The organism is Paracoccus sp. (in: a-proteobacteria) (assembly GCF_030604785.1).
GTDB lineage: Bacteria > Pseudomonadota > Alphaproteobacteria > Rhodobacterales > Rhodobacteraceae > Paracoccus.
Genome location: NZ_JAUVVF010000001.1, coordinates 138,622 through 165,226, shown reverse-complemented (window position 1 = coordinate 165,226; position 26,605 = coordinate 138,622). Strand labels below are relative to the sequence as shown.

Annotated in this window: 22 protein-coding genes and 1 tRNA gene; 5 read left to right on the top strand and 18 right to left on the bottom strand. The window is 68.0% G+C overall.

Annotated elements, in window-relative coordinates:
* Window positions 1-39 precede the first annotated feature (39 nt).
* From QAR72_RS00805 to QAR72_RS00790, 4 genes are all read right to left on the bottom strand, one after another.
* Window positions 40-123, bottom strand: a tRNA-Leu gene (locus QAR72_RS00805).
* Between the two features lie 88 nt (window positions 124-211).
* The gene (gene lipA / locus QAR72_RS00800; RefSeq protein ID WP_304615445.1) at window positions 212-1,171 is read right to left on the bottom strand and encodes a lipoyl synthase; all 960 of its coding nucleotides are present in this window, start codon (window positions 1,169-1,171) and stop codon (window positions 212-214) included.
* A 91-nt stretch (window positions 1,172-1,262) separates the two neighbouring features.
* Window positions 1,263-2,180, bottom strand: coding sequence for a hydrogen peroxide-inducible genes activator (locus QAR72_RS00795; RefSeq protein ID WP_304615444.1), 918 nt, complete (start codon window positions 2,178-2,180; stop codon window positions 1,263-1,265).
* A gap of 63 nt (window positions 2,181-2,243) precedes the next feature.
* Window positions 2,244-3,398, bottom strand: a complete 1,155-nt coding sequence (locus tag QAR72_RS00790; protein WP_304615443.1) for a DUF6456 domain-containing protein — start codon at window positions 3,396-3,398, stop codon at window positions 2,244-2,246.
* A 214-nt stretch (window positions 3,399-3,612) separates the two neighbouring features.
* Between QAR72_RS00790 and QAR72_RS00785 the strand changes: the two genes are divergently transcribed.
* Window positions 3,613-3,960 carry a DUF6477 family protein gene (locus tag QAR72_RS00785; RefSeq protein ID WP_304615442.1) on the top strand — a complete coding sequence of 116 codons (348 nt, stop codon included), beginning with the start codon at window positions 3,613-3,615 and terminating at the stop codon, window positions 3,958-3,960.
* 3 nt (window positions 3,961-3,963) lie between these two features.
* On the opposite strand, the gene QAR72_RS00780 is transcribed toward QAR72_RS00785, so the two are convergent.
* Together QAR72_RS00780 and ychF are read right to left on the bottom strand one after the other, a co-directional pair.
* Entirely contained in the window at window positions 3,964-5,493 is a 1,530-nt protein-coding gene (locus QAR72_RS00780; protein WP_304615441.1) for a helicase HerA-like domain-containing protein, read from the bottom strand.
* Between the two features lie 474 nt (window positions 5,494-5,967).
* The gene (ychF, locus tag QAR72_RS00775; RefSeq protein WP_304615440.1) at window positions 5,968-7,065 is read right to left on the bottom strand and encodes a redox-regulated ATPase YchF; all 1,098 of its coding nucleotides are present in this window, start codon (window positions 7,063-7,065) and stop codon (window positions 5,968-5,970) included.
* A gap of 133 nt (window positions 7,066-7,198) precedes the next feature.
* On the opposite strand from ychF, the gene trpA reads away from it, so the two are divergent.
* From trpA to QAR72_RS00760, 3 genes are all read left to right on the top strand, one after another.
* Window positions 7,199-7,996 carry a tryptophan synthase subunit alpha gene (gene trpA / locus QAR72_RS00770; RefSeq protein WP_304615439.1) on the top strand — a complete coding sequence of 266 codons (798 nt, stop codon included), beginning with the start codon at window positions 7,199-7,201 and terminating at the stop codon, window positions 7,994-7,996.
* Window positions 7,993-8,493 carry a GNAT family N-acetyltransferase gene (locus QAR72_RS00765; RefSeq protein WP_304615438.1) on the top strand — a complete coding sequence of 167 codons (501 nt, stop codon included), beginning with the start codon at window positions 7,993-7,995 and terminating at the stop codon, window positions 8,491-8,493. The genes trpA and QAR72_RS00765 overlap by 4 nt, the downstream gene beginning before the upstream one ends.
* Window positions 8,494-8,559: 66 nt before the next feature.
* Window positions 8,560-9,300: a molecular chaperone DjiA gene (locus tag QAR72_RS00760; protein ID WP_304615436.1), complete on the top strand. Its 741-nt coding sequence runs from the start codon at window positions 8,560-8,562 to the stop codon at window positions 9,298-9,300.
* Between the two features lie 2 nt (window positions 9,301-9,302).
* Here QAR72_RS00760 and QAR72_RS00755 read toward each other — a convergent pair whose 3' ends face one another.
* The 10 genes from QAR72_RS00755 to QAR72_RS00710 form a co-directional block, all read right to left on the bottom strand.
* On the bottom strand, window positions 9,303-11,252 hold the full coding sequence (locus QAR72_RS00755) for an exonuclease domain-containing protein (RefSeq protein ID WP_304615435.1): 1,950 nt from the start codon (window positions 11,250-11,252) through the stop codon (window positions 9,303-9,305).
* The gene (locus QAR72_RS00750) at window positions 11,246-11,617 is read right to left on the bottom strand and encodes a response regulator transcription factor (RefSeq protein ID WP_304615434.1); all 372 of its coding nucleotides are present in this window, start codon (window positions 11,615-11,617) and stop codon (window positions 11,246-11,248) included. Before QAR72_RS00750 ends, QAR72_RS00755 begins: the two co-directional genes overlap by 7 nt.
* The gene (locus QAR72_RS00745; protein ID WP_304615433.1) at window positions 11,617-12,117 is read right to left on the bottom strand and encodes a hypothetical protein; all 501 of its coding nucleotides are present in this window, start codon (window positions 12,115-12,117) and stop codon (window positions 11,617-11,619) included. Before QAR72_RS00745 ends, QAR72_RS00750 begins: the two co-directional genes overlap by 1 nt.
* The gene (locus tag QAR72_RS00740) at window positions 12,114-13,922 is read right to left on the bottom strand and encodes a DUF294 nucleotidyltransferase-like domain-containing protein (protein ID WP_304615432.1); all 1,809 of its coding nucleotides are present in this window, start codon (window positions 13,920-13,922) and stop codon (window positions 12,114-12,116) included. The genes QAR72_RS00745 and QAR72_RS00740 overlap by 4 nt, the downstream gene beginning before the upstream one ends.
* 66 nt (window positions 13,923-13,988) lie before the next feature.
* On the bottom strand, window positions 13,989-15,800 hold the full coding sequence (locus QAR72_RS00735) for a sodium:solute symporter family protein (RefSeq protein WP_304615431.1): 1,812 nt from the start codon (window positions 15,798-15,800) through the stop codon (window positions 13,989-13,991).
* 13 nt (window positions 15,801-15,813) lie between these two features.
* Window positions 15,814-16,071: a DUF4212 domain-containing protein gene (locus QAR72_RS00730; protein WP_304615430.1), complete on the bottom strand. Its 258-nt coding sequence runs from the start codon at window positions 16,069-16,071 to the stop codon at window positions 15,814-15,816.
* Window positions 16,072-16,191: 120 nt separating this feature from the next.
* Complete coding sequence (gene acs, locus QAR72_RS00725; RefSeq protein ID WP_304615429.1) at window positions 16,192-18,147, bottom strand: acetate--CoA ligase; 1,956 nt, start codon at window positions 18,145-18,147, stop codon at window positions 16,192-16,194.
* 177 nt (window positions 18,148-18,324) lie between these two features.
* Entirely contained in the window at window positions 18,325-19,875 is a 1,551-nt protein-coding gene (locus QAR72_RS00720) for a SulP family inorganic anion transporter (RefSeq protein WP_304615428.1), read from the bottom strand.
* 72 nt (window positions 19,876-19,947) lie between these two features.
* Window positions 19,948-22,242 carry a glycosyl hydrolase family 28-related protein gene (locus tag QAR72_RS00715; protein ID WP_304615427.1) on the bottom strand — a complete coding sequence of 765 codons (2,295 nt, stop codon included), beginning with the start codon at window positions 22,240-22,242 and terminating at the stop codon, window positions 19,948-19,950.
* Window positions 22,243-22,469: 227 nt separating this feature from the next.
* Complete coding sequence (locus QAR72_RS00710) at window positions 22,470-24,047, bottom strand: lysine--tRNA ligase (RefSeq protein ID WP_304615426.1); 1,578 nt, start codon at window positions 24,045-24,047, stop codon at window positions 22,470-22,472.
* A gap of 89 nt (window positions 24,048-24,136) precedes the next feature.
* On the opposite strand from QAR72_RS00710, the gene QAR72_RS00705 reads away from it, so the two are divergent.
* Window positions 24,137-24,559, top strand: a complete 423-nt coding sequence (locus QAR72_RS00705; RefSeq protein WP_304615425.1) for a tellurite resistance TerB family protein — start codon at window positions 24,137-24,139, stop codon at window positions 24,557-24,559.
* A 3-nt stretch (window positions 24,560-24,562) separates the two neighbouring features.
* On the opposite strand, the gene dacB is transcribed toward QAR72_RS00705, so the two are convergent.
* Both dacB and QAR72_RS00695 read right to left on the bottom strand, forming a co-directional pair.
* Window positions 24,563-25,963: a D-alanyl-D-alanine carboxypeptidase/D-alanyl-D-alanine endopeptidase gene (gene dacB, locus QAR72_RS00700; protein WP_304615424.1), complete on the bottom strand. Its 1,401-nt coding sequence runs from the start codon at window positions 25,961-25,963 to the stop codon at window positions 24,563-24,565.
* Window positions 25,953-26,552 (bottom strand): nicotinate-nucleotide adenylyltransferase, encoded by a 600-nt coding sequence (locus tag QAR72_RS00695; protein WP_304615423.1) that lies wholly within the window; start codon window positions 26,550-26,552, stop codon window positions 25,953-25,955. Before QAR72_RS00695 ends, dacB begins: the two co-directional genes overlap by 11 nt.
* Window positions 26,553-26,605: the final 53 nt, after the last annotated feature.

Sequence of the window (26,605 nt, the reverse complement as noted above, 5' to 3'; positions counted from 1 at the left end):
GGGATGCAAGATGCTGCGATGCAGAAAGTGCCAGGGCGGTGGTAGGGGTAGAGGGACTCGAACCCCCATGCCTTGCGGCGGAGCATTTTGAATGCCCTGCGTCTACCATTCCGCCATACCCCCGGACCTGCCGGCGCCCTGGCCTGATCGTGGCGTAAATCGGCGCGCGGGGATTTGCAAGCCCGTGCGATGCGGGCCCGCGGCCTGCCTGTCAGGCGCGGCCCAGCTTTTCCAGCCGGGCGGCCCGCAGCCGCGCGAAATCGTCGCCCGCATGATAGGACGAGCGCGTCAGCGGCGTGGCCGAAACCATCAGGAAGCCCTTGCCATAGGCGGCCTTTTCGTAGCCCTCGAATTCCTCGGGGGTGACGAAGCGGTCCACGCGGTGATGCTTGGGCGTCGGTTGCAGATACTGGCCGATGGTGATGAAATCGATATCGGCGGCGCGCATGTCGTCCATGACCTGCAGCACGCCCTGCCGATCCTCGCCCAGACCCACCATGATCCCGGATTTGGTGAACATCGTGGGGTCCAGTTCCTTGACCCGCTGCAGAAGCCGCAGCGAATGGAAATAGCGCGCGCCGGGCCGCACGGTCGGATAGAGACCGGGCACGGTTTCCAGATTGTGGTTGAAGACGTCGGGCCGCGCCTCGACCACCGTTTCAAGCGCGCCGGGGGCGGATTTCAGGAAGTCGGGGGTCAGCACCTCGATCGTGGCATCGGGCGAGCGGTGACGGATCGCGCGGATGGTCTGGGCGAAATGCTCGGCCCCGCCATCGGCCAGATCGTCGCGGTCCACGCTGGTGATGACGACATGGTTCAGGCCCAGCTTCTGGACGGCATGGGCGACGCGGCCCGGTTCGAACACGTCCAGCGCATTGGGTTTGCCCGTGGCGACGTTGCAGAAGGTGCAGCCGCGCGTGCAGATCTCGCCCATGATCATCATGGTGGCGTGACCTTGGCTCCAGCATTCGCCGACATTCGGACAGCCGGCTTCCTCGCAGACGGTGGACAGGCGGTTCTCGCGCAGAAGATCGCGGGTCTGCTTGTAGCCTTCCGAGGTGGGCGCCTTGACGCGGATCCAGGCGGGCTTCTTCGGCTGCGCCTGATCGGGGCGATGCGCCTTTTCCGGGTGGCGCTGATCCGGGATCCTGAGGTCGCGCAAGGCCGTCATCCTTTCCGTCGCGGTTCCCCCACATCTAGGCCGTTCCGGCCCATTTGGCAATTGCGGAACCCCGGCCCATGCGCCGGGCGCATGGCTGACCCTATGGCGAAGGCTCGTCTGCCAGCAGCCCCAAGGCGGCGGCCGACAGAAGCCCGGCCAATTCGTCGAACCACCCCCCCGAAGGCGTCGAGGCGCGGCGCATCAGCACGACCTGGCGGGCGGGCTGCGGATCGGGAAAACGGATCGCGGTCAGGCCGGGGGCAGCGGCCATTTCCTGCTGGCGGGCGATCTCGGGCAGGAAGGTCAGGCCCATCCCCTGCGCCGCAAGCCGGCACAGCGTCGCCAGCGAGGCCGCGCCAAGGTCCAGACGGCTGGACCGCCGCCCCAGACCGCAGACCTCCAGCGCCTGATCGCCCAGGCAATGCCCCTCGTCCAGCAGCAGCAGCTGGCCCGGATCCAGATCGCGCGGCTCGATGCTGCGCGCGTCCAGATCGGCGATGCGGGCGGGGCTGCCCGCCAGCAGGAAGCGATCCGTGAACAGGTCCACCGCCTCGACCCCCGCGCCCTGAGGCGGGGTCGCCACGACAATGGCATCCAGCCGCCCCGCCGCCAGTTCGTCCAGCAGGCGTTCGGTCTGCGCCTCGCGCAGATGCAGGTCGCGCCCGACATTCTGGGCGCGCAGCAGGGGCAGGACCACGGGCAGCAGATAGGGCGCGACGGTGGGGATCATGCCCAGCATCAGCCGCCCGCCCTGCCCCGGCTGGCGCATCGCCTGTTCCAGCCCTGCCATGTCGGCCATGACCCGCCGCGCATGCGCTTCGAGCGCGCGGCCCTGCGGCGTCAGGACCACGCCGCCGGGCATTCGTTCGACCAGCGCCATGCCGATGCAATCCTCAAGCTGGCGGATCTGCATCGACAAGGCAGGCTGGGTGACGTTGATCGCCTCGGCAGCGCGGGTGAAGCTGGCATGTTCGGCCAGGGCGAGGAAGTAGCGCAGTTGGCGCAAGGTGATGTTCATAAACGGACCTGATCGACCAAAGGGGCGCGCGCCATGCCAGCTTATCGCGCGGGAAGGCGGGGCTCAACCGATCAGCGGCGCCCCCTTGCCATAGGTCTCGGCATAGTGCCGCTCCAGCCGCATCAGCGCCAGGCGCAGCACGATCTTGCCCGACCGCGCAGACCAGCCCAGCCGCCGTTCCGTCGTCTCGATCCCCTCGAGAAAGCAGCACACGCGCAGCACGATATCTCCCATGCCCGGCCCCAGATCACGCAGCGCCAGCGCCACCCGGTCACGTGCGCTGTCAGAGCCACCGCGATGCCCGCCGCCGCCCTGCCGCGAGACGTCGATGCCCGCGGTCATGAACCCGTCCCAGTTCTGCGTGACGCGTGGCCCCATCTGCGCCATCTCGAAATCCTCTCGCAGACGTTCGCCCGCCGCCACCATGCCGGGCGTCAGGAACAGCTGGCCATTGCCGTCGCGCCGCCGCGCCAGCAGCAGCAGGGGAGATTCGGCGATGTTGACCCGCACGCGCTGGCGGCTGTCATCCTCGGGGTCGCGGATGACGCGATCCTCCCAGACGCGGTGGCGTTCGGCATGATCAAAGGCGGCGGGCGCCTCGGCCATGGCGCTTTCGGGGCGCGCGCTTTCGACCGGGCGGGCATCGCAGAAAGCGCCGGGCCCAGGCACCGCATCGCGCTGGCGCGGCGAGCGCAGCATCCGGCGCAGCGCGTCGCGCCCCGCCGGGGCCAGCACATAGCGCGCCAGCCGCCCGCCCTGCCCCGACTGCACCACCCAACCGCGCAGGGCCATCTCTTCGGCCAGCGCGCGGTCCAGGACGGCGGTGCGGATGTCGTCGCGGGTGACGATGGCCTTGTCCATCCCCGCCGCCGAGACCATCACCGCGCCGGACTCGGACAGGCGGCGCAGGATCCGCAGGGCCTGCCTCTCGTCGAAGGCCGCGGCGTCGGTTGTCTTGGTCAGCGCGCCATCGACCAGCGGATCGTCGCGCCGGGCCTCGAACCGGCGGATGCGGCGCAGGATCGTCGAGGCGTGGCAGCCCGCCTCGCGGGCAAGGGCGCGGATCGCCTCGCCGTTCTCGACATGGCGCAGGTAAAGCTGCGCGTCCAGCGCCAGCTCGTCGCCCGGCGCGGACGGGCAGGACAATGCGGCAGCGCCATCCCCACGGTGCTCCGCCGCGCTGGCGCCAAGTGCGAAATCACCGGTCAATATCGTCATGTCACTTCCCTCGTCATCCTCGAGCGGTCCGGCAGTAACCACCCTGGGTTGCATTTTTTCCGTCGTGGTTAACGGAGCATTTCTGCACGTAGAAGCAACATTCCCTAACAAATCCTAAAGAAACCTTGCGGCGGCGCGCGCTGCGACCAAGGATTTGGCAACACTCGCTAAGGTTGTGTGAAGCTGGCCCCGTCGTATCAACGAGGATCACGCCATGACCGCATCCCTCAGCCGCAAGGACAACATCGTCCCCTTTCCGGCCCGCAGCCCCGAGACCTCGCTGCGCCGGCCGCGCCTGCTGATCCGCGCGGCCCGTGAGGGCCAGCGTCACTGGCGGCGCGACCGCGATCTGGCGCGGCTGCTGCGACTGGACAATTGCCCTCGGCCGGGCGCCTGCCTGCCCCGCCTGCGCGCGGAAGAGGCGATGCTGAACGACATGCGCCTGAACGCCGCGGCCGATTATCCGCTGCAGCGCCACGTCCTGCTGATGATCGCGATTCTGGCCGAAATGAAGGCCGCGATCGAGGCCGCGCCCGCGCCTTTGCTGGCCGCGCGTCCCTGACGATCAGCGGCGCCGGGTCAGCGACCCCAGGATGCCGCGCACCAGCGCCTGCCCGCCCTTGGTGCCAAGCTGGCGGGCAAGGCTCTTGCCGAAGGTCTCGGCGATGCTGTCGCTGCGCGACCCCCCTGTGCGCGGTGAAGCCGGTTTCGCGCCGCCCGGCTGATAGCGGCGCGCCTGACGGAACTCGCCCGCGCCTGCATCGGGGTCGGCGTCTATGCCCGTTCGCCGCGCCAGCATCTCATGCGCGGAATCGCGGTCGATGGCCCGATCATAGCGCGCACCCATCCCGGATTGCTCCATCAGCGCCGCCCGTTCCTCGGGCGCAATGGGCCCAAGGCGGCTCAGCGGAGGCCGGATCAGCGTGCGCTGCGCGATCCCCGGCGCGCCCTTGGCCTCGAGAAACGAAGTCACGGCCTCGCCGGTGACGACCTGCTGGATCGCCTCGGCGATGTCGAATTCGGGGTTCGGACGGTAATTCTGCGCCGCATCGCGCAGCGCCTTCTGGTCGCGCGCGGTGAAGGCGCGCAGCGCGTGCTGGACGCGGTTGCCCAGTTGCGACAGGACGGGATCGGGGATGTCGGTCGGGCTCTGGCTGATGAACCAGACGCTGACACCCTTGGACCGGATCAGCCGGGCGACGCGCTCGACCTTGTCGATCAGCGCCTTGGGCGCATCGTTGAACAGCAGATGCGCCTCGTCGAAGAAGAAGGCCATGCGCGGCTTGTCGGGATCGCCGATCTCGGGCAGCTGCTCGAACAGTTCCGACAGAAGCCACAGCAGGAAGGTCGCGTAAAGGCGCGGCGCGTTCATCAGTCTCTCGGCCGACAGGATGTTCACGACCCCCCGCCCCGATGAGTCGCAGCGCATCAGATCGGATAGAGCCAGCGCCGGCTCGCCGAACAGCCGGTCCCCGCCTTCGCCCTCCAGCACCAGAAGCGCGCGCTGGATCGCGCCCACGCTGGCCGCGCTGACATTGCCGTATCGCAGCGACAGGGCCGGGGCGTTCTGCCCCACCCAGAGCAGCATCGCCTGCAGATCCTTCAGATCCAGCAGCGGCAGCCCCTCCTCGTCGGCCACGCGAAAGGCGATGTTCAGCACCCCCTCCTGCACCGCCGTCAGACCCAGCAGGCGCGACAGAAGCAGCGGCCCCATCTCGGCCGGGGTGGTGCGGACCAGATGGCCGCTTTCGCCCCACACATCCCAGAAGACGACCGGCACGGATTGGTAATGCAGCGCCATGCCGATCTGCTCGGCCCGCGCGGCAAAGGCGCCGTGCAGCTTGCCTGTCGGATCGCCCGGCTGCGACAGCCCCGCCAGATCGCCCTTCACATCCGCCAGAAAGACCGGCACGCCCGCAAGGGACAGGCTTTCGGCCAGCGTCTGCAGCGTCACCGTCTTGCCGGTGCCCGTCGCCCCGGCGATCAGCCCGTGGCGGTTGGCCTGCCGCAGCAGCAAAGTCTCGGCGGTTCCACGATCCGGGCCGCAGCCGCCCACGAAAACCGTTCCTGCCTCAAGATCCAGCACTGACCGCATCGCGACACCATTCACCGGCAAGTTTCCGCAAGCCTGCATGCAACGCGCGACAAGGCAAGACAGGATTAACTTTTTCATGTCATGGTTGAGTCGTTCGGGGCTGCGTGCCGTGCCTCGGACCTTCCTCCCTGTTGGACTGCCGCGCCTTCGGGCGCGGCCTTTTTCCATCGGCAGGTTCAAACAGGCTCGGACCCCCCGTCGGGAACGCAAATCCACGCTATCGGATGTTGACGCGAGGGCGAGGCGCGATTAGCGTTGCGACCAATGATGACCGGCCAGTCCGGCAGGGAGCCTGTGCAGGAAAACTGCGCAAGGGGCCGCAGCGAGCAAAGGCTGCGGCCTTTTTCTATTTTCGCAGCGTGACCTATGGATGACGGCCGGATGACAGTCCGGTGAAGGCCCCCGAAAGCCGCTATCTGCAGATGCAAAGGGCGGCGCAGGTTGCGCCGCCCCGGGATCCGGCGAATCGGAGAATCAGGCGTTGAAGAGGAAATGCAGGACGTCGCCGTCCTTGACCTCGTAGCTCTTGCCCTCGACGCGCAGCTTGCCGGCCTCGCGGGCGCCGACTTCGCCATTGCCGGCGATGTAATCGTCATAGGCGATGGTCTCGGCCCGGATGAAGCCGCGTTCGAAATCGCCGTGGATCACGCCGGCGGCCTGCGGAGCGAGCGTGCCGCGCGTGATGGTCCAGGCGCGCGCCTCCTTGGGGCCGACGGTGAAATAGGTCTGAAGGCCCAGAAGCCCGTAGCCCGCCCGGATCAGGCGATCCAGACCCGCCTCGTCCAGCCCCATCTCGGACAGGAACATCTGTGCCTCGTCGGCGTCGAGCTGGCTGATCTCTTCCTCGATCCGGGCCGAGATGACGACATGGCCCGCGCCCTGCGCCTCGGCCATCTCGCGGACCTTCTCGGACATGGCATTGCCCTGCGCAGCATCGGATTCCGCGACGTTGCACACGTAGAGGACCGGCTTCGAGGTCAGCAATTGCAGCATGTTCCAGGCCTTGCGGTCATCCTCGGCCACCTCGACGGTGCGGGCGGGGCGGCCATCCTCCAGCGCGGCCAGCGCGCGTTTCAGCAGTGCCTCCTGCTGGGCGGCATCCTTGTCGCCGCCCTTCAGCTTGCGCGCGAGATTGGCCAAACGCCGCTCGATCGACTCCATGTCGGCGATCATCAGCTCGGTCTCGATCACCTCGGCATCGGCCAGCGCATCGACGCGGCCCTCGACGTGGGTGATGTCGCCATCCTCGAAGCAGCGCAGCACATGGGCGATGGCATCGACCTCGCGGATATTGGCCAGGAACTGGTTGCCCAGACCCTCGCCCTTGCTGGCGCCCTTCACCAGGCCAGCAATGTCCACAAAGGTGATGCGCGTCGGGATGATCTGCTTGCTGCCCGCGATGGCGGCCAGCTTGTCCAGACGCGGATCGGGCACGGCGACCTCGCCCACATTCGGCTCGATCGTGCAAAAGGGGAAATTCGCGGCCTGCGCGGCGGCGGTGCGCGTCAGCGCGTTGAACAGCGTGGACTTGCCCACATTCGGCAGCCCGACGATCCCCATGCGAAAGCCCATCTGCGCGCCCCTTTTCCAAAGCCTGAAATCCGCGCGTCTGTTACGCAACCCGGGCAGGCAAGTCCAGCCTGCGCGCATTGCGCTGCGCGGCCAAGGCGGCTAGTGCTGGCGCAAAGGCCAGACGGGGGCGGTGATGACCAGAATCGACACGCGTTTCGAGACGCTGAAAGCGCAGGGGAAAAAAGCGTTCGTCGCCTACATGATGGCGACCGACCCCGATCAGGACACGGCGCTTCGGATCATGCGTGGCCTGCCTGGCGCGGGTGTCGACATCATCGAACTGGGCATGCCCTTCACCGATCCCATGGCCGACGGCCCGACGATCCAGGCGGCGGGTCAGCGGGCGCTGGCGGCGGGCGGCAGCGTCTCGCGCACGCTGGACATGGTGCGCGCCTTCCGCAAGGACGACGACACGACGCCCATCGTGCTGATGGGCTATTACAACCCGATCTATGCCCGCCCCGGCGGGGTCGAGGGCTTTCTGGCCGAGGCGGTCGAGGCCGGGATCGACGGCCTCATCGTCGTGGACCTGCCCCCCGAAGAGGATGACGAGCTGTGCCTGCCCGCGGCCCGCGCGGGGCTGAACTTCATCCGGCTGGCGACGCCCACCACCGATGACCGCCGCCTGCCGGCCGTCGTCCGCAACACCTCGGGCTTCGTCTATTACGTCAGCGTCACGGGCATCACCGGCGGCCCCGCCGCCAATGCCGCCGAGGTCGCGCCCGAAGTCGCCCGGATCCGCGCCGCGGCCGGGCTGCCCGTGGTCGTGGGCTTCGGCATCTCGACGCCCGATGCAGCGCAGGCCATCGCCTCGGTCGCGGATGGCTGCGTCGTGGGCAGCGCCATCGTCAAGCTGATCGGCGAAGGGCGGCCCGTGCCCGAGATCCTGGACTTCGTCGCGGCGCTGGCCGAAGGCGCACATCGCGGATGATGCTGCGCGCCGCCCGTCCCGATGATGCCGGCGCGGTCGGCGCGATCTGGAACCCGATCATCCGCGACACCGCGATCACCTTCTGGCCGACCGAACGCAGCGAGGCCGAAATCGCCGCGATCATCGCCGAGCGCCATCAGGCCGGCCACGCCTATCTTGTGGCCGAGGATGCGGGGCGGGTCATCGGTTTCGCCACCTATGGCCAGTTCCGGGGCGGCGCGGGCTATGCGCGCAGCATGGAGCACACGATCCATCTGGCACCCGAGGCGCGCGGCAAGGGGCTTGGCCGCATTCTGCTGGCCGCCATCGAGGATCACGCCCGCGCCGCAGGGCACCGCCTGATGATCGGCGGCATCACCGGCTCGAATACCGGCTCGCTGGCCTTTCACGCGGCTGCGGGCTACCGCGAATGGGGCCGCATCCCGGCGGCGGGCTGGAAATTCGGGCAGTTCCATGACCTTGTGCTGATGGGCAAGGATCTGGTCGCGGCGGCCTGACGCAGGGGTCAGCGCGGCGACATTGCGCCTCTATCGCAGCGCGGCAATGGGCGCTAACATCGGGCCATGGAATGTTGCGACAACCCCCTGACCTGTGACGGTCCCTGCCCCGCCCTTCCCGCACCCCGCAGCTTCTGGCAGCGGATTGCGGATCGCGTGGTCGCGTTTCTGTGGACAAGCCGCCCCGCGACGCCGCGCGAACGCTCGGTCGCGTTCACCATCGCGGTGATCGCGCTTGGCGCCAAGCTGGCCAAGGCCGACGGCACCGTTGCCCGCTCCGAAGTGGCGGCCTTCCGTCGCGTCTTCATCATCCCGCGCGCCGAGGAAAAGAACGCCGCCCGCGTCTTCGATCTGGCGCGGCAGGACGTGGCGGGCTTCGACGCCTGGGCCCGCAAGATCGCGGCCATGTTCTCGCCCGGCGATCCGGTGCTGGAGGACGTGATCGAAGGCCTCTTCATCATCGCCGTCGCCGATGGCGCGCTGCATCAGGCCGAAATCGCGTTCCTCGACGAGGTTGCGCGCATCTTCGCCATCCCCGCACAGCGCCTGGCCGAGATCCGCGCCCGTCACGACCCTCAGGCCGGTTGCCCCCCCTGCGAGATCCTGGGCATCGCCATCGACACGCCCCTGCCCGAGGCACGCAAGCGCTGGCGCCAGCTGATCATCGAGGCTCATCCCGACCGCGCCATCGCGCGCGGCCTGCCGCCCGAGGCGATCCGGCTGGCCGAAGCCCGCACCCGCCGCCTGAACGAGGCCTGGGACAAGTTCCGCGCCATGCGTCAGGCACTACCGCAGCAGACGGCCTGACCTCAGCCGGCCACGTCCAGCGCGGCGGGGCTGTTGGCATCCCCGATCAGGCGGCGATACCGGCGGCCCTCGGCCACCGCCTCCTCGAAGCGTTCGATCCCCTTGGCCTCCAGCGCCGGGATTAGGCGCAGGAAGGCTTCGGCCGTGGCGATCGTGTCGCCCATCGCAGTGTGGCGATCCTCGGGCGGGATGGTGATCCCCAGCCGTTCGGTCAGCGCATCCAGCGAATGCGTTGCCGATTGCCCCCAGACCATCGCCGACAGCAGCACCGTATCCAGCACGCGATTGTCGAAATGCGCCCCCGTCTCGGGCGCGGCGCGGCGCAGGAAGCCCATGTCGAACGGCGCGTTATGCGCGATCAGCACCGCCCCTTCGGCGAAGTGGTGGAATGCGGTCAGCGCGGTGCTCATGTCGGGCGCATCGGCCACCATCGCATCGGTGATGCCGTGGATCGCGGTCGAGGCCGGGGGAATCGGGCGGCCCGGATGAACCAGCGTCTCGAAGCGTTCCCCGGTCAGGCGCCCGCGCGCGATCCTGAGGCCCGCGATCTGCACGATGCGGTCATTGTCGGTCAGCCCGGTTGTCTCGGTGTCGAACACCACGCAGGTCAGGTCGGACAACCGGCTCGAGGCCACGCCCCGCGTCGCCAGCGCGAAATCGTAGGTCACGCCCGAACCTTCGTCACGCCAGGCCGCCAGCCGCAGCGGCAGGACCAGACGCGCCATCCCCTGCCCGCCTTCGGGCCAGATGCCGGTGCCGTGGCTGGCCAGGATCTCGGCCCCCGACAGGTCGGGCTGACCCGGATCGGGCGCCTCGGCCAGCCAGCCTTCCAGCATGTCCATGCCAAGGGGCGCGCCCCGCCATTCGAGGATCAGCCCCGCCTCTCCCGCCTCGGCGGGTTGCACCCCCAGACTGGGCGTCAGGCCCATCCCCCGCAGCCGCGCGTCGAGGTCGCGCAGAAGCGCGTTGACCGGCCCCGCCTCGGCCTGAAAACGCAGCCGCGGCAGATCTGGCATGAGGGCGATGCCGGAGCCCAGCTCGTCCAGCCCCGCAACGCCGCCCGGCGCATCGCCCGCAAGGATCTCGGACAGCTGGCGGGTCGCCAGCGCCAGCCCCTGCCCCTCGTCCCGGATCGCGCGCGCCAGGTCGGGCGGGATCGGCCCGTCCAGCGCGTCCAGCATCGGGACCAGCGTTGCGGCATGACGGCGCAGCGTTTCCAGCGTGCCGCGCGGGGCGGGGCGTTCGGCGGGCCGGTCGCGCAGGATCAGCAGCGTGCCGTCATCGACCCGGCGCATCCGGCCCGACAGGCGCGCGCCCTCGGCCGTCAGGCAGATCAGATCGGTCGCAGCCGCCCCCGATCCCAGCCGCGCCTCGGCCGCATCCAGCGCGCCGCGGCGCAGATGGCGGTCCAGCGGCCGGTCCAGCGCCAGCCCCGGCAGCAACCGCGCGGCCGAGGCGTTGTAGAACAGCACCCGCCCCTGACGGTCGGTGATGACCGCGCCCGCCCCGAAATCCGCGAGGATCGATTCCAGAGCCGCCTTTTCGCGCGCCAGATCGGCGGCGTGGTCCTGGATCGCCTCGGCCAGAGCCTCGGCCGAGGCCGCCCGCGCCTGCGCCGCCTCGCGCGCGGCAGGGCCCAGATCGGCCAGATAGCGCGCCTCCTCCAGATCGGGGGCCTGCCCGGTCCGAAGGCCCCCGGCCAGCGTCTCGATCGGGCGGGCCATGTTGCGGTCGAACAGATACCAGAGCCCGGTGATGCCCCCCAGCATCCCGAAGCCCGCGACCAGCCCTGCCTGGATCAGCCCGTCCAGCATCTGCGCCTGCGCCACGCCCTGCGCCGCAAGTCGCGCATGGGCCAGCCACAGGGCAGAGACCAGCAGCGCCATGGCCCCCGCCGCAAGCCCCGCGAACATCAGCAGGACCCGAAGCCGCAGCGACAGCCCGCCTAGCATGGCTTGTCGAGCAGCCGCGCCATTTCCGAGCGCAGCTCGGCCAGCTCGAATGGTTTGGCGATGAACCCGTCCGCGCCGAGCGCCATGCCCTTGCGCCGTTCGACGACCGAGCCGCGCGCGGTCATCATCAGCACCCGCACATCGGCCAGCGCCGGATCGGCGCGGACATCCTGCACGATCTGATAGCCCGACACATCGGGCAGCATCACGTCCAGAAGGACCAGATCGGGATGCATCTCGCGGATTCGCGCCACCGCCCCCGCCCCGGTCGCCATCCGCGCATGGCTGTGACCGTCCCGCGTCAGCAGGAAGTCCAGCGCCACGGCGATGTTGTCCTCGTCCTCGATCACCAGAATCTCGGCCATCACCCCCCCTGACCGCCGCAGACCGCGGCGAAAGCCGGATCGTCGCCGGGCGCGGGCGCCCAGTCGCCGCGCGCGGGCCGGATCAGACCGGCCGCGCAATCGAATTCCTGCGGCACGACCACGGTCTGGCCACGCCGCTCGAACAGCATGATCTGGGCGCGGCGCTGCCCGTCCTCGCCCTCGGTCACGGCCGAGGGGTCCAGCGCCGCGAAGCGCACGCCGACGGGCACCAGATAGGTCCAGGGCGCCCAGATCTGCGTGGCCTCGCCCACCATCAGCACCTGCGTGCCCGGCGGCAGGCGGTCCAGCGCGCGCGGCAGCCAAGCGTAATCGTTCCAGACCGAATACAGCACCATCGCCGCGCCGATCCCGGCGGGCATCAGCCAGGGCGCAGGCTTCAGCCCGGCCTTGCGGGCCGCGTGCAGCCCCGCATAAAGCACCGCCGCCATCCCGATGCCCACGGCGATCACGCCCAGAATATCAGCCCCGATCCCGGTCATCCCAGCATTCCCTTTCCGTGTCCCACCGCCGACTGCATCGACCGGACCACCACGAAGGCGTCGCGCAGATGGCTGCGCTGGAAGTCCGGAAGATCCGCGGGCGACAGGTAATTGTCGGGCTTGCGCCCGGCCTTGATCAATTGCGCCTGGTTCTCCAGCCTGACGGTCTGGATCATGTCATAGGCGGCGACAAGATCCCGCCCCCCCGAGGCGGACACGATGCCGCGCGTTTCGGCATCCTCCAGCCGGGCGCGGGTGTTCACGGCGGGGATCCGCCCCTGCAGCGCATAGACCCGCGCCAGATCGGCGACCGGCACGACGCCGTTATGCTTCATGTCGATGTGGTGGCGATGCTCGCCCGAGCGGATCGTCGCGAAGCCCCCGATCAGCCCGAGCGGCGGCCGGTGCTTGAGCGAGTTCGACACCATATGCGCGACAAAGATCGAATTGCGCGCCGCCATGTCCAGCGTGCCGGCCTGCAATTCCGACAGCAGCGTCTCGTCCCCGGCAATGGCGCGCAGGTCGAACATGACCGAGGACAGCATCTGGGCCTCGGGCGAGGGATGGGCGATCCAGTCGCGGAAGTAGCCCTGCCAGACATCCAGTGGCTGACACCAGCGGGGATTGGTCGCCATCATGTCGCCGGGGCAGAACATGTAGCCGCAGGCATCAAGCCCCTCGCTGACCAGGCGGGCCATGTCGCGGAACCAGGGATCGGCCGGGTCGGTACCGGGGGCAAGGATCAGGCAATTGTCCTGATCGCTGACGCCGGTCTGTTCCTGCCGCCCCTGGCTGCCGCAGGCGGCCCAGCACCAGGCGGCGGGGGCAGGCCCCAGTCGCGCCTCGGCCAGCGCGATCAGGCGGCGCGTGACCGCGTCGGCAATGTCGGTGATCATCCGCGTGATGATCTCGTGCCGATGGCGGGCATTCACCAGCTGCAGCAGCAATTCGGGGATGCGGGCCGTCACGCGGGCCATCTGGCTCACGCCCTCGGCGCCCGCGACCTCGCGGATCAAGCCCGAGGCCGAGATTGCCTGGACCCGGGTCAGGTCGGTCTGGCTGATCATGCCCAGGAAGCGGCCATCCTCGACCACCGGCAGATGGCTGATGCGGCGTTCGAGCATGATGTTCAGCACATCATAGCCAAGCGCGGTCGGGGCCAGGGTCACCGGCCCCTCGGTCATCACCTCGCGCACCGGACGGCGCATGTCGCGCCCTTCCGCCACGACGCGGTTCGACATGTCGCGGATCGTGACCAGCCCGACCAGACGCCCCCCCTCGCAGATCCCCAGGCTTGAGGCATGGGCGTCGCGCATCAGCCGCGCAGCCTCGATGATCGGCGTGTCGGGGCCGCAGGACAAGGCGCGGGATGACATCAATTCGCCGACCTTCAGCATCGCCACCTCGGCCCCGCGATCGCCCGGACCGCGCCCGCGATCGAAAAAACGGGCGACGGCGCGGTTCTCGGCGATCAGGCGGCGCAGTTCGTCGCGGGGCAGTAGCAGCACGGTGCAGTCGGTTTCCGCCGTGGCGCTGGTCATGGCCACACCGTCGCGCAAGAGGCCGCGTTCGCCGAAGGAATTGCGAGGCCCCAGCTGCGAGACGCTGTCGCCGTTGCGATCCGTGACCGCGACCTTGCCGTGCCGAATCAAGTAGAGGCCGGAAAGCGGCTCTCCGTGCTGATAGATCACCGATCCTGCGGTGAAGTCCCTGCGGCTGAAGGAACCGGCCACACGCGCCAGCTCGTCCCGCTTCAGGGCGTCATAGGGGTGAACCGTGGCGATGAAATCTGCGATATCGGACATCGGCCGGGCCACCTGTTGACGGAATGCGGGGTGCCGCGCCCCCGAAGGGACGCGGCCTTGTCTGGATCAGTGCGAGACCGCCGCACCGGCGCCGCGCGGGATACGGATCGATTCGACCAGTTCCTGCACTTCGGCCGGGGTTTCCTCGGTCATGTTCGAGACGAGGAAGGCGACGATGAAGTTGATCAGCGCGCCGATCACACCGAAGGATGCCGGCGAGATGCCGAACAGCCAGGCATCGGGCGTGTCGGGCAGCATGTTGGTGCCGGCGATGAAGAACCAGCCCTTGTAGACGAAGATGTAGACAATCGTCGTCGCCATGCCCGCAATCATGCCCCAGATCGCGCCGTGCTTGTTGATGCGCTTCACGAAGATGCCCATCATCAGGACCGGGAAGATCGAGCTGGCCGCCAGACCGAAGGCCAGCGCCACCGTCTGCGCCGCAAAGCCCGGCGGGTTCAGGCCCAGGAGCGTCGCGACCAGGATCGAGAAGGCCATCGAGATCCGCGCCACCAGCAGTTCGGTCTTTTCGCTGATGTTCGGAGCAAGCGTGCCCTTGATCAGGTCATGCGACACCGCGCCCGAGATCGCCAGCAGCAGACCCGCCGCCGTGGAGAGCGCCGCAGCCAGACCGCCCGCCGCCACGATGGCGATGACCCAGCCCGGCAGGTTGGCGATTTCCGGGTTGGCCAGAACCATGATGTCATTATTCACGGTGGTCAGTTCGTTGCCGACGAGGCCCTGCTCGGCGATGACCGAGGCGATGGGCTCGTTGGCGGCACCGGCTTCGTTGTAGTACTGGATCAGGCCGTCACCGTTCTTGTCTTCCCAGGCCAGCAGACCCGTGACCTGCCAGTTCCGCATCCATTGCAGTTCCGGTGCGGTCTCGATCGCCTCCAGCGACACGGCGGGCTGGCTGAACGTGTCGCCCGTGGTGGCGCCCGGCCACATCGTGGCGGTCAGGTTGAAGCGGGCCATCGAGCCGACCGCCGGAGCGACGGTGTAGAGCAGCGCGATGAAGACCAGCGCCCAGCCGGCCGATTTGCGGGCGTCGGACACTTTCGGCACGGTGAAGAAGCGGATGATCACGTGCGGCAGGCCCGCGGTGCCGATCATCAGCGCCAGGGTGAACAGCACCATGTCGAGGGTCGAGCGGTGATGCCCGGTATAGCTGCGGAAGCCCAGATCGGTGACGAGCTGGTCCAGCTTGGCCAGGAAGGCCATGCCCGAGGCGTCATGCGTGCTGAACAGGCCGAGCGGCGGCAGGAAGTTGCCGGTCAGCGACAGCGAGATGAAGATCGCCGGGATCGTGTAGGCGGTGATCAGCACGATGTACTGGGCCACCTGCGTGTAGGTGATGCCCTTCATGCCGCCAAGAACCGCATACATGAAGACCAGCGCCGCGCCGATCCACAGGCCGGTCGCGTTGGAAACTTCCAGATAGCGCGCGAAGGTCACGGCCACGCCGGTCATCTGGCCGATCACGTAGGTGATCGAGATGATCAGAAGGCAGATCACGCCGATGATGCGGGCGCTGCGCGAGTAGAAGCGGTCGCCGATGAATTCCGGCACGGTGAACTTGCCGAACTTGCGCAGATAGGGCGCCAGCAGCAGGGCCAGCAGCACGTAGCCGCCCGTCCAGCCCATCAGGAAGGTCGAGTTGTCATAGCCCGTGAAGGCGATCAGACCGGCCATCGAGATGAACGAGGCCGCCGACATCCAGTCAGCCGCAGTAGCCATGCCGTTGGTGACCGGGCCGACGCCGCGGTTGGCGGCGTAGAACTCGGCGGTGGAACCCGCACGAGCCCAGATCGCGATCCCGATATAGAGCGCGAAGCTCATGCCGATCACGATGAGGTTGAGTGTGAACTGAGTCATGTGCCTTTATCCCTCACTCGTCCACGCCATGCTCGGCGTCGAGCTTGTTCATCCGTGCCGTGTACCAGAAGATCAGCACGATATAGATGAGGATCGATCCCTGCTGCGCGAACCAGAAGCCCAGATCGGTGCCGCCGATCGGGATCGCGGCCAGCAGCGGGCGAAGCAGGATCGCAAAGCCGTAGGACACGACGGCCCAGATGGCGATGCAGATGTAGATGATCCTGAGGTTCGCCTGCCAATAGGCATTTGAAGATGTTCTGTCACTCATGTCCTTCGGTCCCTCCCCTGTTCAGACATGTTGCTTCTCCGCTCTGGCAATCTGGCGCAGCGGGCCGGCGGACACCCGTTGCGCGGCGGGCCGGGCGCTGGTTGCGCCCGGCCTCGTGGATCAGCCGCGATTCATGCGGTTGGCGATGAGGTCGTCGACGACCTCGGGCTCGGCCAGCGTCGAGATGTCGCCAAGCGAGCCGTAATCGTTCTCGGCGATCTTGCGCAGGATGCGGCGCATGATCTTGCCCGAGCGGGTCTTGGGCATGCCGGGCGCCCACTGGATCAGGTCGGGCTTGGCGATGGGACCGATCTCGGTGCGGACCCATTTCTCAAGCTCGGCGCGCAGTTCCTCGGTCGGCTCGACCCCGTTCATCAGGGTGACATAGGCGTAGATGCCCTGCCCCTTGAGCGGATGCGGATAGCCGACCACGGCGGCCTCGGCGACCTTTTCATGGGCGACCAGAGCCGACTCGACCTCGGCCGTGCCCATGCGGTGGCCCGAGACGTTGATCACGTCATCGACCCGGCCGGTGATCCAGTAATAGCCGTCCTCGTCGCGGCGGCAGCCGTCCCCGGTAAAGTAATAACCCGGATATTGCTGGAAATACGCCTCTTCAAAGCGGGCGTGGTCGCCCCACAGCGTGCGCATCTGGCCGGGCCAGCTGTCGCCGATGCACAGGACGCCCTCGACCCCGTTGCCCTCCTGCACGGCGGCGCTGGACGGGTCCAGCACGACCGGCTTGACGCCGAAGAACGGCAGGGTGGCCGAGCCGGGCTTGGTTTCCACCGCGCCGGGCAGCGGGGTGATCAGATGGCCGCCGGTCTCGGTCTGCCACCAGGTGTCGACGATCGGGCAGCGGCCCTTGCCGACATTGTCGTTGTACCAGTTCCAGGCCTCGGGGTTGATCGGCTCGCCCACCGTCCCAAGGACACGCAGGCTGGACAGGTCGTGACCCTCGACGAATTCGGTCCCCTTGCCCATCAGCGAGCGGATCGCCGTGGGCGCGGTGTAGAATTGCGTGACCTTGTGCTTGGCGCAGACCTCCCAGAAGCGGCCGGCATCGGGCCAGGTCGGCACGCCCTCGAACATCAGCGTGGTCGCGCCATTGGCCAGCGGACCATAGATGATGTAGCTGTGGCCCGTGACCCAGCCCACATCGGCGGTGCACCAGAAGACGTCGCCATCCTTGTAGTCGAAGACCATCTGATGGGTCATCGCGGCATAGCACAGATAACCACCCGTCGTGTGCACGACGCCCTTCGGCTTGCCGGTCGAACCCGAGGTGTAGAGGATGAACAGCGGGTCCTCGGCCCCCATCGGCCGCGGCGGACAATCGGGGCTGACATGCTTCATCTGTTCCTTGACGTCGATGTCGCGGCCCTCGACCCAGGTGGTCTGGTCGCCCGTATGCTTGACGACGAGGCAGCGCACCTTGTCCGAGCAGTGCAGCAGCGCCGCATCCGTGTTCGACTTCAGCGCGGTGCGGCGGCCGCCGCGCGGGGCGGTGTCCGCGGTCACGACCACCTTGGCCCCGCAATCGTTGATCCGGTTGGCCAGCGCGTCGGGCGAGAAGCCGGCGAAGACGATGGAATGGATCGCGCCGATCCGCGCGCAGGCCAGCATCGCATAGGCGGCCTCGGGGATCATCGGCAGATAGATCACCACCCGGTCCCCGCGCATCACGCCCTGGCTCAGCAGAACGTTGGCGAAGCGGTTCACGTTCTCGGACAGCTGCGCATAGGTGATGTGCTGGGCGGGCGTCTTGGGATCATCCGGCTCGAAGATGATCGCGGTCTGCTCTGCGCGCGTATCGAGGTGACGGTCGATGCAGTTCACGCTGGCATTCAGCACGCCATCCTCGAACCACTTGATGCTGACCTGGCCCAGGGTGAAATCGGTGTTCTTCACCTTGGTGTAGGGCTTGATCCAGTCCAGCCGCTGGCCTTCGCGGCCCCAGAACGCCTCGGGATCGGTGATCGATTCGTCATAGAGCCGGGCATAATCCGCCGGGCCAACATGGGCATCGCCGAACCCCTGCGGAATTGCGTGTTTCGACACGATTTCAGAGCTCATGACATCCCCTCCTCATAGCGCTGTCACGGGCGGGCGCGGTCCGATCCGGATCATGATGACGCGCCAGCCGCTATCAAGGGGATGTTAATCACAAAGGCCGCAAAAAGTTAAGCCCCTTTCTTTTAACGATTTTTCTGTAAATAAATTGACCGAGTTTGCGGTTTACTGGTAAATTGTTCACAAACCTGCGAGGCGCCTCGCCTCCGACAGGTCGGCTGCGGCCGGCAGGTCGGGCGGCAGAAGCCCGTGCAGCGAAGGCAGCACGCCGATTGCGGCGACCCGGCCGCCGCGCCGGCCGACCCGGCGCGACAACTCGGCCAGCATCTGCGCGCCGCTCTGGTCGAACAGGCTGACCCCCGACAGGTCCAGCACCAGCAGGCGCGGCTGTTCGGGGATGCGGTCCAGCACCCGCTCGATCCGCGCGACCGATGCGAAGAAGAGCGGCCCGGTCAGGCGCAGGATCATCTCGCCCTCGCGGGCCTGATCGGGCGGCTGGGGCACGGGGCTGGCATCGCCGTCCTGCGCCATCCGCGCGATGAACAACAGGCCCGACAAGGCCGTGCCCGTGATGATCCCCGTGACAAGATCGCCCAGGATGACGGTCAGGAAGGTCAGCCCCGCCACGCCGGCCTCGGCGCGGTCGATGCGGACGAGCGAGCGGATGGCGTGCCATTCGATCATCTTCCAGCTGACGACCATCAGCAGACCCGCAAGCCCTGCCAGCGGGATCGCCCCCATCAGCGGCCCCGCGAATGTCAGAAAGACCAGCAGCAGGCCCGCATGGATCATGCCCGAGAGCGGCCCGCGACTGCCCGCCTTCACATTGGTCGCGGTGCGCGCGATGGTGCCGGTGGTGCAGAAGCCGCCGAACAGCCCCGCCCCGACATTCGCCAGCCCCTGCCCCAGCAATTCGTCATCGGGCCGCATTCGGCTGCCCGACATCTGGTCGGCCACCATCGCCGACAGCAGCGATTCGATGGCGCCCAAAAGTGCGAAGCCGATGGCAAAGGGCAAGGCGGCCATCACGGCCTCGGGCGTGATCTGCGGCAGCTCCGGCAGGGGCAAGCCCGCGGGCAATGCGCCGAACCGGTCGAGGATGGTCTCGGCCGGGATGATCTGGGCGGCCAGCGTGGCCGCGCCCACCCCCATCAGCAGCGATGGCAGCCTGGGCGCCAGCCGCTGCGACAGCGCGATCGTGGCGATGGTCAGCAAAGCCAGCGCCAGCGCGCCCGGCTGAAACTGCGCCCGCTCGGCCCAGAGACCGGCGAGCATCTGCGGCAGCCCGCCATGCCCCGCGCCCCGGATGCCCAGCAGGTCGCCCAGCTGGCTGGCCGCGATGATGACCGCGATCCCGGCCGTGAAGCCCAGGATGACCGGATAGGGCACGAAGCGGATCGCGCCGCCCAGCCTCAGCGCGCCCAGGGCCGCCAGCATGATCCCCGACAGGCAGGTGGCAAGGATCAGCCCCTCGATCCCGATGGCGGCGGCGCAGGCCGAGACCAGCACGATGAAGGCGCCTGCCGGGCCGCCGATCTGGTGGCGCGTGCCGCCGAGCGCGCTGACCAGAAAGCCGCCGACAATGGCGGTGACAAGCCCCCGGTCGGGCGGCACGCCGCTGGCGATGGCGATGGCCAGCGACAGGGGCAGCGCCACGATGGCAACGGTCAGCCCGGCCTGAAGGTCCTTCAGGCCGGGCGAAAGATCAAGAAATGCAGGCCGATAGCGCATCCGTCCCCCCATGCGCGACGCCTGCAGCATCGAAAGGCGCGCGGGGCTTGTCAACGCATGATGCGGATCGCGCTATTGCGGGCGGTCCATCCTGGCGTAGATGCAAACCCGTCCGCGCACCTGCTGCGCCCAGGTCAGGCGGATCTGGCGCCGGGTCGTGCCGATCTCGACCTGCACATGGGGCGCGGCATCGACCCTCTGGCCCGCGCTGTTCAGAAGCGCGGTCTCGTTGATGACCGACTGGACCGAACGCGCCCAGCCCTGAAAGGGCAGCCCGGTGATCACCGGCAGCGTCCAGTTGTTGCTGACACTGCTCTGGTTGAACTGGATCATCAACGGATTGGCCACATAGGTGTTCACGCCGTTGAAGGTGTTGGCCTCGAATTGCAGGTTCCGCATGGCGCCGTAATTCAGGTCGGCGATCGAGGTGTCCACGCGGTCGATCCGCTCGACATTGCCGAAAAGCGCCTTGAAGACATTGCCCACCACGTTCAGCCCCTGGATGAAATGGCCTGTCCCGTAGGGCTTGACGACCAGCCAGGTGAACCACGGCACCGTGTTCGAACAGAGGAAGGTGTTGCCGGTCAGCGTCAGCCCGCCGAAGCTGAATTCCTGCCCGGTGAAGTTCGGCACCGCGCTGTGCTCGTTCGTCCATTCGATCGAGGCGTTGTCGATGTAATTGCCGCTGACCGTGGTCTGCACGTTGGGCTGGGTCAGGACCAGACCGGCAAAGCGCAATCCCTCGCCCGAGCCGTCGCCCTGGAACCAGTGATTGCCGCTGATGATGTGGCCGCCGCCATTGGCCACCAGGAAATGGGCGAAGCGCACGAAGCGGTTGTTGCGGATCTTGATGTCGTTGGCGTTCACGTTGATCGCCACGGTGGTGCGCTGCTGCGCGGGCAGGTCCATGTCGTTGGACAGGAACTGGCAATTGTCGACCAGCAGATCCTGGCAGCCCCGCCCGATCGAGGTGATGCCCCGGTCCAGCGGGCGGGTGAAGTAGCAGCCGGTGAACTGGATCATCTCGCCGCCCGGAGCCAGAAGCACACCGCTGGAGATCCGGTCGCAGCCGAAATCGACATTTACGAAGTTCAGGCGGCTGATCTCTCGCATGCCCGAGAAGTCGAACAGATAGCGGTAGCGTTCGAAACTGTAGGTGCGGGTGCCGGCCCCGCCGAACAGCGGCTGCGACAGCGTGATCGTGCCGGCCGAGACGTTCTTGGCGCGCACATAGACCTCGCGCCCGACGCCGTTGCCGATGACGCGGCTGCCCACCTCGATGGCCGCGACATTGGCGACGTTGGTCAGGGTCAGCGGGTTCGAGGGCGCATAGGTCGCCACGCTGGTCCAGCGCCCGGTCGTCCAGGCCGGTCCCGGCTTGGCCTGGATCGAGCCGTTCTGGATCACCCGCCGGTTGGAGAAGCCCTCGAGCGCGGGCGCGATATCTGCCATGACCAGCGGCTCGTCCAGATCCACCCGGCGGCCGCGCAGGTCCAGCGAGATGTGGTCGGTGAAGCCCAGAAGCGCCTGCAGCGCCTTTTTCATGCCGAGCGTCTCGTCCTTGAAGGCATCGGCATAGGTCGGGAAATCGAAGCTCTGCAACAGGGCGATGCGCGTCGTGGCCGGTGTCACGAGGCGCCCCTTGAAGCGGATCGGGCTGTTGATCGACAGATCGCCCGAGATGAGGAAAGTGCCGTCGGGCACGAGGATCGAGCCGCCGCCCGCCGCATTGTCCGCCGCCACGAAGGCCGCGCGGTCATTCGTGACCCCGTCGCCCACCGCGCCGAAATCGCGCACATCGACCCAATCCAGCAGCGACGGCACGAAGGCCGAGGTGATGTCCTCGATCCGGACGCTCTCGATCCGGAAGGCGCCGCCATTGGCGCCGACAAGGTCGAGACCGAAATGGCCATAGACGGGCCGCGTGCCCCAGCTCATGTCCACGCCGCTGCGCGAGCCGACGCCGACGATGGCCGAGACCTCGACCACCTCGCCATAGGATTGCAGCGCCACGGTGGGGCCCGTCAGGGTGAGGCCGGTCACGGCATTGCGCTGACCGTCGCCCGCGAAGGCGCCGATCCGCGCGCTGGCCAGCGCCCCTGCCACCGCCTTGACCCGCGCCGAGATGCGCAGATAAACGCCAGGGATCATCGGCGTCTCGCCCATGAAGCGGATGCTGGTCGTGGTCTGCTGCTTGAGGATCTCGAGGCAGGCACCGAAATCCTGATCGGCCGGCACGATCGCGGCATTGTCCGCGCTGGCCCAGGTCGGGCTGCCCGGCGTGCCATTGCCGCGCGACCAGGCGGCGAGGCCCGCGCGGAAGGCGGGCGGCATCAGCAAGAGCCCGTTCGTGATGGCAATGTTCATCGGCTGTCTCCCTTGTCCGGTGGCGGCGGGCCTGCCCGTGGCGGGCCTGCGTTCCGGTAAGGGAATAGTTGATGAAAGGTTAACGGGGGCTGAAGGGGGCGTGCGTTGCATCGCGCCCGCCCGCAACGGCGGCTTGGGGCGCGGCCGGGGAAAGGGGGGCCTTCCGCCCCCCATCGCGCTGACGCGCGATTCCCCCCGAGGATATTTTCACCAAGGCAAAGGGGCGGTCAGGCCGCCAGTTCGCCCGCCAGCGCGCGCGCGATGAGGCCGCGGGTTTCCTCGATCCCGTAGAGCGCGACGAAGCCGCCGAAGCGCGGCCCCTGATCGGCGCCCAGCAGCACCTGGTAGAGGGCAGCGAACCAGTCGCGCAGCGGCTCGAAGCCGTGGTCCTTGCCCACCGCGAAGACCATGGATTGCAGCGCCTCGGGATCGGCGGGTTGGTCCCAGGCGGCCAGCCGGGCATCGAGATCCTCGATCGCCTTGCGCTCGGTCTCGGTGGGCAGGCGGTATTGGCGGGTCGGGGCGACGAAGTCCTGGAAGTAACGCAACGCGAAGCCCGCCGCCTGGTCGAGGCCGGGATGGGTTTCGGGGCTGGCCTCGGGCGCGTAGCGGCGGATGAAGCCCCAGAGCCCGTCCTTGCCCGTATCGCCCGCGACCGAGGCGAGGTTCAGAAGCATCTGGAACGACACGACCATGTCGGATGCCGGAACGTCGCCGCCATGGATGTGCCAGACCGGGTTCGCGGCCTGCTGGTCGGGCGTCTGGTCGGGATAGGCGCGCAGCTGCTGATGGTATTCGTCCACCGCCTTGGGGATCACGTCGAAATGCATCCGCTTGGCGGTCTTGGGCTTCTGATACATGAAGTAGCTGAGGCTTTCGGTCGCCGCATAGGTCAGCCATTCGTCGATCGAGAGCCCGTTGCCCTTGGACTTGCTGATCTTCTGGCCGTGCTGGTCGAGGAACAGCTCATAGGTGAAATGCTCGGGCTTGCGGCCGCCGAGGATCTCGCAGATGCGGTCATAGATCGGGGTGTTGGTCGAGTGGTCCTTGCCATACATCTCGAAATCGACATCCAGCGCGGCCCAACGGGCCCCGAAATCGGGCTTCCATTGCAGCTTGACGTTGCCGCCGGTGACGGGAAGCGTCAGCTCGCGCCCGTCCTCGTCGAAGGTGATCGTGCCGGCCTTGGCGTCCACATGCTTGATCGGCACGTAGAGGACGCGGCCTGTGGTCGGGCTGATCGGCAGGAAGCAGGAATAGGTCTGCTGGCGTTCCTCGCGCAGGGAGGCCAGCATCACCTCCATGATCGCGTCATAGCGTTCGGCGGCGCGCAGGAGCGTCTCGTCGAACTGGCCGGACTTGTAGAAATCGGTCGCGCTGACGAATTCGTAGTCGAAGCCGAACGTGTCGAGGAAACGGCGCAGCATCGCGTTGTTGTGATGCCCGAAGCTGTCATACTGGCCGAACGGGTCGGGCACAGAAGTCAGCGGCTTTTGCAGATGCTCGCGCAGCATGTCCTGCTGGGGCACGTTGTCGGGCACCTTGCGCATCCCGTCCATATCGTCCGAGAAGCAGACGAGGCGCGTGGGAATGTCGCTGATGATCTCGAAGGCGCGGCGGATCATCGAGGTGCGCGCGACCTCGCCGAACGTGCCGATATGGGGCAGGCCCGAGGGGCCGTAGCCCGTCTCGAACAGGACATGGCCCTTTGCGGGCGGGGCCTTTTCGTAGCGTTTGAGCACCCGGCGCGCCTCTTCGAACGGCCAGGCCTTCGATTGCATCGCGGCGTCGCGCAGGGTGGTCATGGGCTTTTCTCCTGTCTCAAGCCCTCGACGCCTTATTGAAAGCCCGCAGGATCGTCAATAATTTGCACCTGAGCCGTTAGGAGAACGTGATGACGACCGACCTGCCCTCTCTGTCGCCCTGTGACGCTCTGGTGGCGGTCATGGTTGCGGTTTCGGCCTCGGACAGCCGGATGCGGACATCCGAGCTGGTCGCCATCCAGCGGATGGTCGATCACGCGCCGGTCTTCGCGCAATATGACGACGACCGCATCCGCGCGGTCAGCCAGACGGTGATGACCCTGTTCGAGGAAGAGGACGGGCTGGACGCGCTGTTCGGCCTGATCCGCGAGGCGCTGCCGCCCAAGCTCTACGAAACCGCCTATGCGCTGGCCTGCGATGTGGCCGCGGCGGACGGGCGGCTCTACGAGAACGAGATCGTCATGCTGGCCGAGATCCGCGATCAGCTGGACATCTCGCGCCTGCATGCCGCCGCGATCGAATTGTCGTCGCGGGTGCGCCACCTGACGATGTAGGCGCTAGCCCAGGCCCGCCGAAAAGGCCGACAGCAGCCCCGCCTGCAGGGCGCGCGCCTGGCGCGTCCAGCCCTGCACGCCTGCGGGCTGTTCCTGTCCCACCGCAGCCGCACGACGGGCCGGATCGACGCAGAGGATGGCAAAGGCGCCGCGCGCCCCCGACGGGCCCTGCACATAGCCCGCCAGGTTCGACACGAAGTTCAGCGTGCCGGTCTTGGCAGCGACCTCGGGGGCGGGGGCCTCCTGTTGCAGCGGGTTCCGTCGCAGCAGGTCGGGCAGGCCGGTCTCTGCTCCAGGCCCCGCCAGGATGCGCGCCAGCGACAGGGCGCTGACGCGGCTCGCGTCCGACAGGCCCGAATGATCGGCAAGTCGCATCCCCTGCCGCAGCCCCGGATCATCCGCGGTCAGCCAGTCCAGCATCCGGGCGCCCGATTGCGCCAGATCCGCGGCGCCGCTGGCGTGAAGCCCAAGCGACTCGGCGGTGATGTTGGTGGAATAGCGCAGCATGTCCCGGATCATCGTGTCCAGCGGCACGCTGTCATGATAAGCGAGCACCTCGCCCTGCGGCAGATGGGTGATCACCTCGGGTGCGGGCAGCGCCAGACCGCGCGCGCGAGCCAGCGTCTGGAACACGTCGCCCGCATAGAGCGCCGGCAGCCGCACGGGCAGCCAGCGGCTGCCCTGACGGCCGAGCGCGGCACGCGACACGGTCCAGAATTCCCGCGCGCCATCCTCGCGATAGGTGAAGAGCGCATTCTGATCCGCGGGGCGGGCACTGATCGTATGGGCCTGCGGCGACAGCGCGGCGCCCCGCGCCTCGAGCCCGATCTGGTAATCGACGCCGACGCGGCTCCAGCCCAGATGGACGCGGTTGAAGTTCAGCATCATCCCCGAGATCGAGGGGTTGTAGGGCAGATGCACGGCCTGCTCCGGCGCGATCTGCGCCAGCATGGGCAGCGCGCCGTCCCAGACCGCGAAACGCGCAGGCATCGGGCGGCCAAGCGCGGCCAGATCGGCCGCCAGCCGCCCCAGATCGTCGGTGGACAGCGTCGGATCGCCGCCGCCCGCCAGGATCAGCATGTCGCCCGCCAGGATCAGCCGGGTGCGGAAGCGATGCGCCGCGCCCAGCCGGTCCAGCGCATACATCGCGGTCAGCGCCTTGACGGTGCTGGCCGGCGCGATGGGTGTGGTGGCCTGCGCCAGATGCTGCGGCGGGGTGGGCTGGCCCGGCCGGATCAGTGCAAAGCCCGCCTTGCCGGGCAGGCCCGCGCGGGCCAGCAGCAGGCGCGGATCGGCAGGGGGCCGGCGCGGCGGCCGCGCGGCCAGCGGATCGGCCAGCGCGCCCGAAGGCGCGAATGCGGCGCCCATCAGCCCCGCCAGCAGGGTGCGGCGGTCAATCCTCATGGCGCGCGCTCCTCAGGGCGGTCGAGGACAGGGGCGACAGCGGCAGGTCCAGCAGGGTCCAGGCGGGGGGGCGGCGCGTGGGCAGTTCCGCCGCCCGCGCCTCGGGCAGGCGCGAGGCCAGAAGGGCGCGCGCCGCCGGTGCATTGCGGGCCGAAAGGCGCGAGCCGGGGCGCGCCAGCACCGCGAAGGGCACCGCCTCGGCGATGCTGCCCCAGCGGTCCCACAGATGGAATTGCGCCAGATTGTCGGACCCCATCAGCCAGACGAAATGCACACCCGGATAAAGGCGGCGCAGCGCCCCGATCGTGTCGGCCGTCTTGCGCAGGCGCAGCTTCGCCTCGATATCGGTGACGAGGATGCGAGGGTCGCGGACCAGTCGCCGGGCGTCCCTCAGACGCTCGGCCAGAGGCGCGGGGCCGTTCTGCTTCAGCGGATTGCCCGGCGAGACCAGCCACCAGACCCGATCCAGCGACAGGCGGGACAGGGCCGCGCGGCTGATGCCCAGATGGCCCTGATGGGCGGGATCGAAGGACCCGCCCAACAGACCGATGCGCTGGCCGGGCAGCGCGATGGGATAACCCGTCTTCATTTCGCCCGGTTAGCGCATCGCGCGAGCCAAGCCAATCGGCATATGCCCCGCCC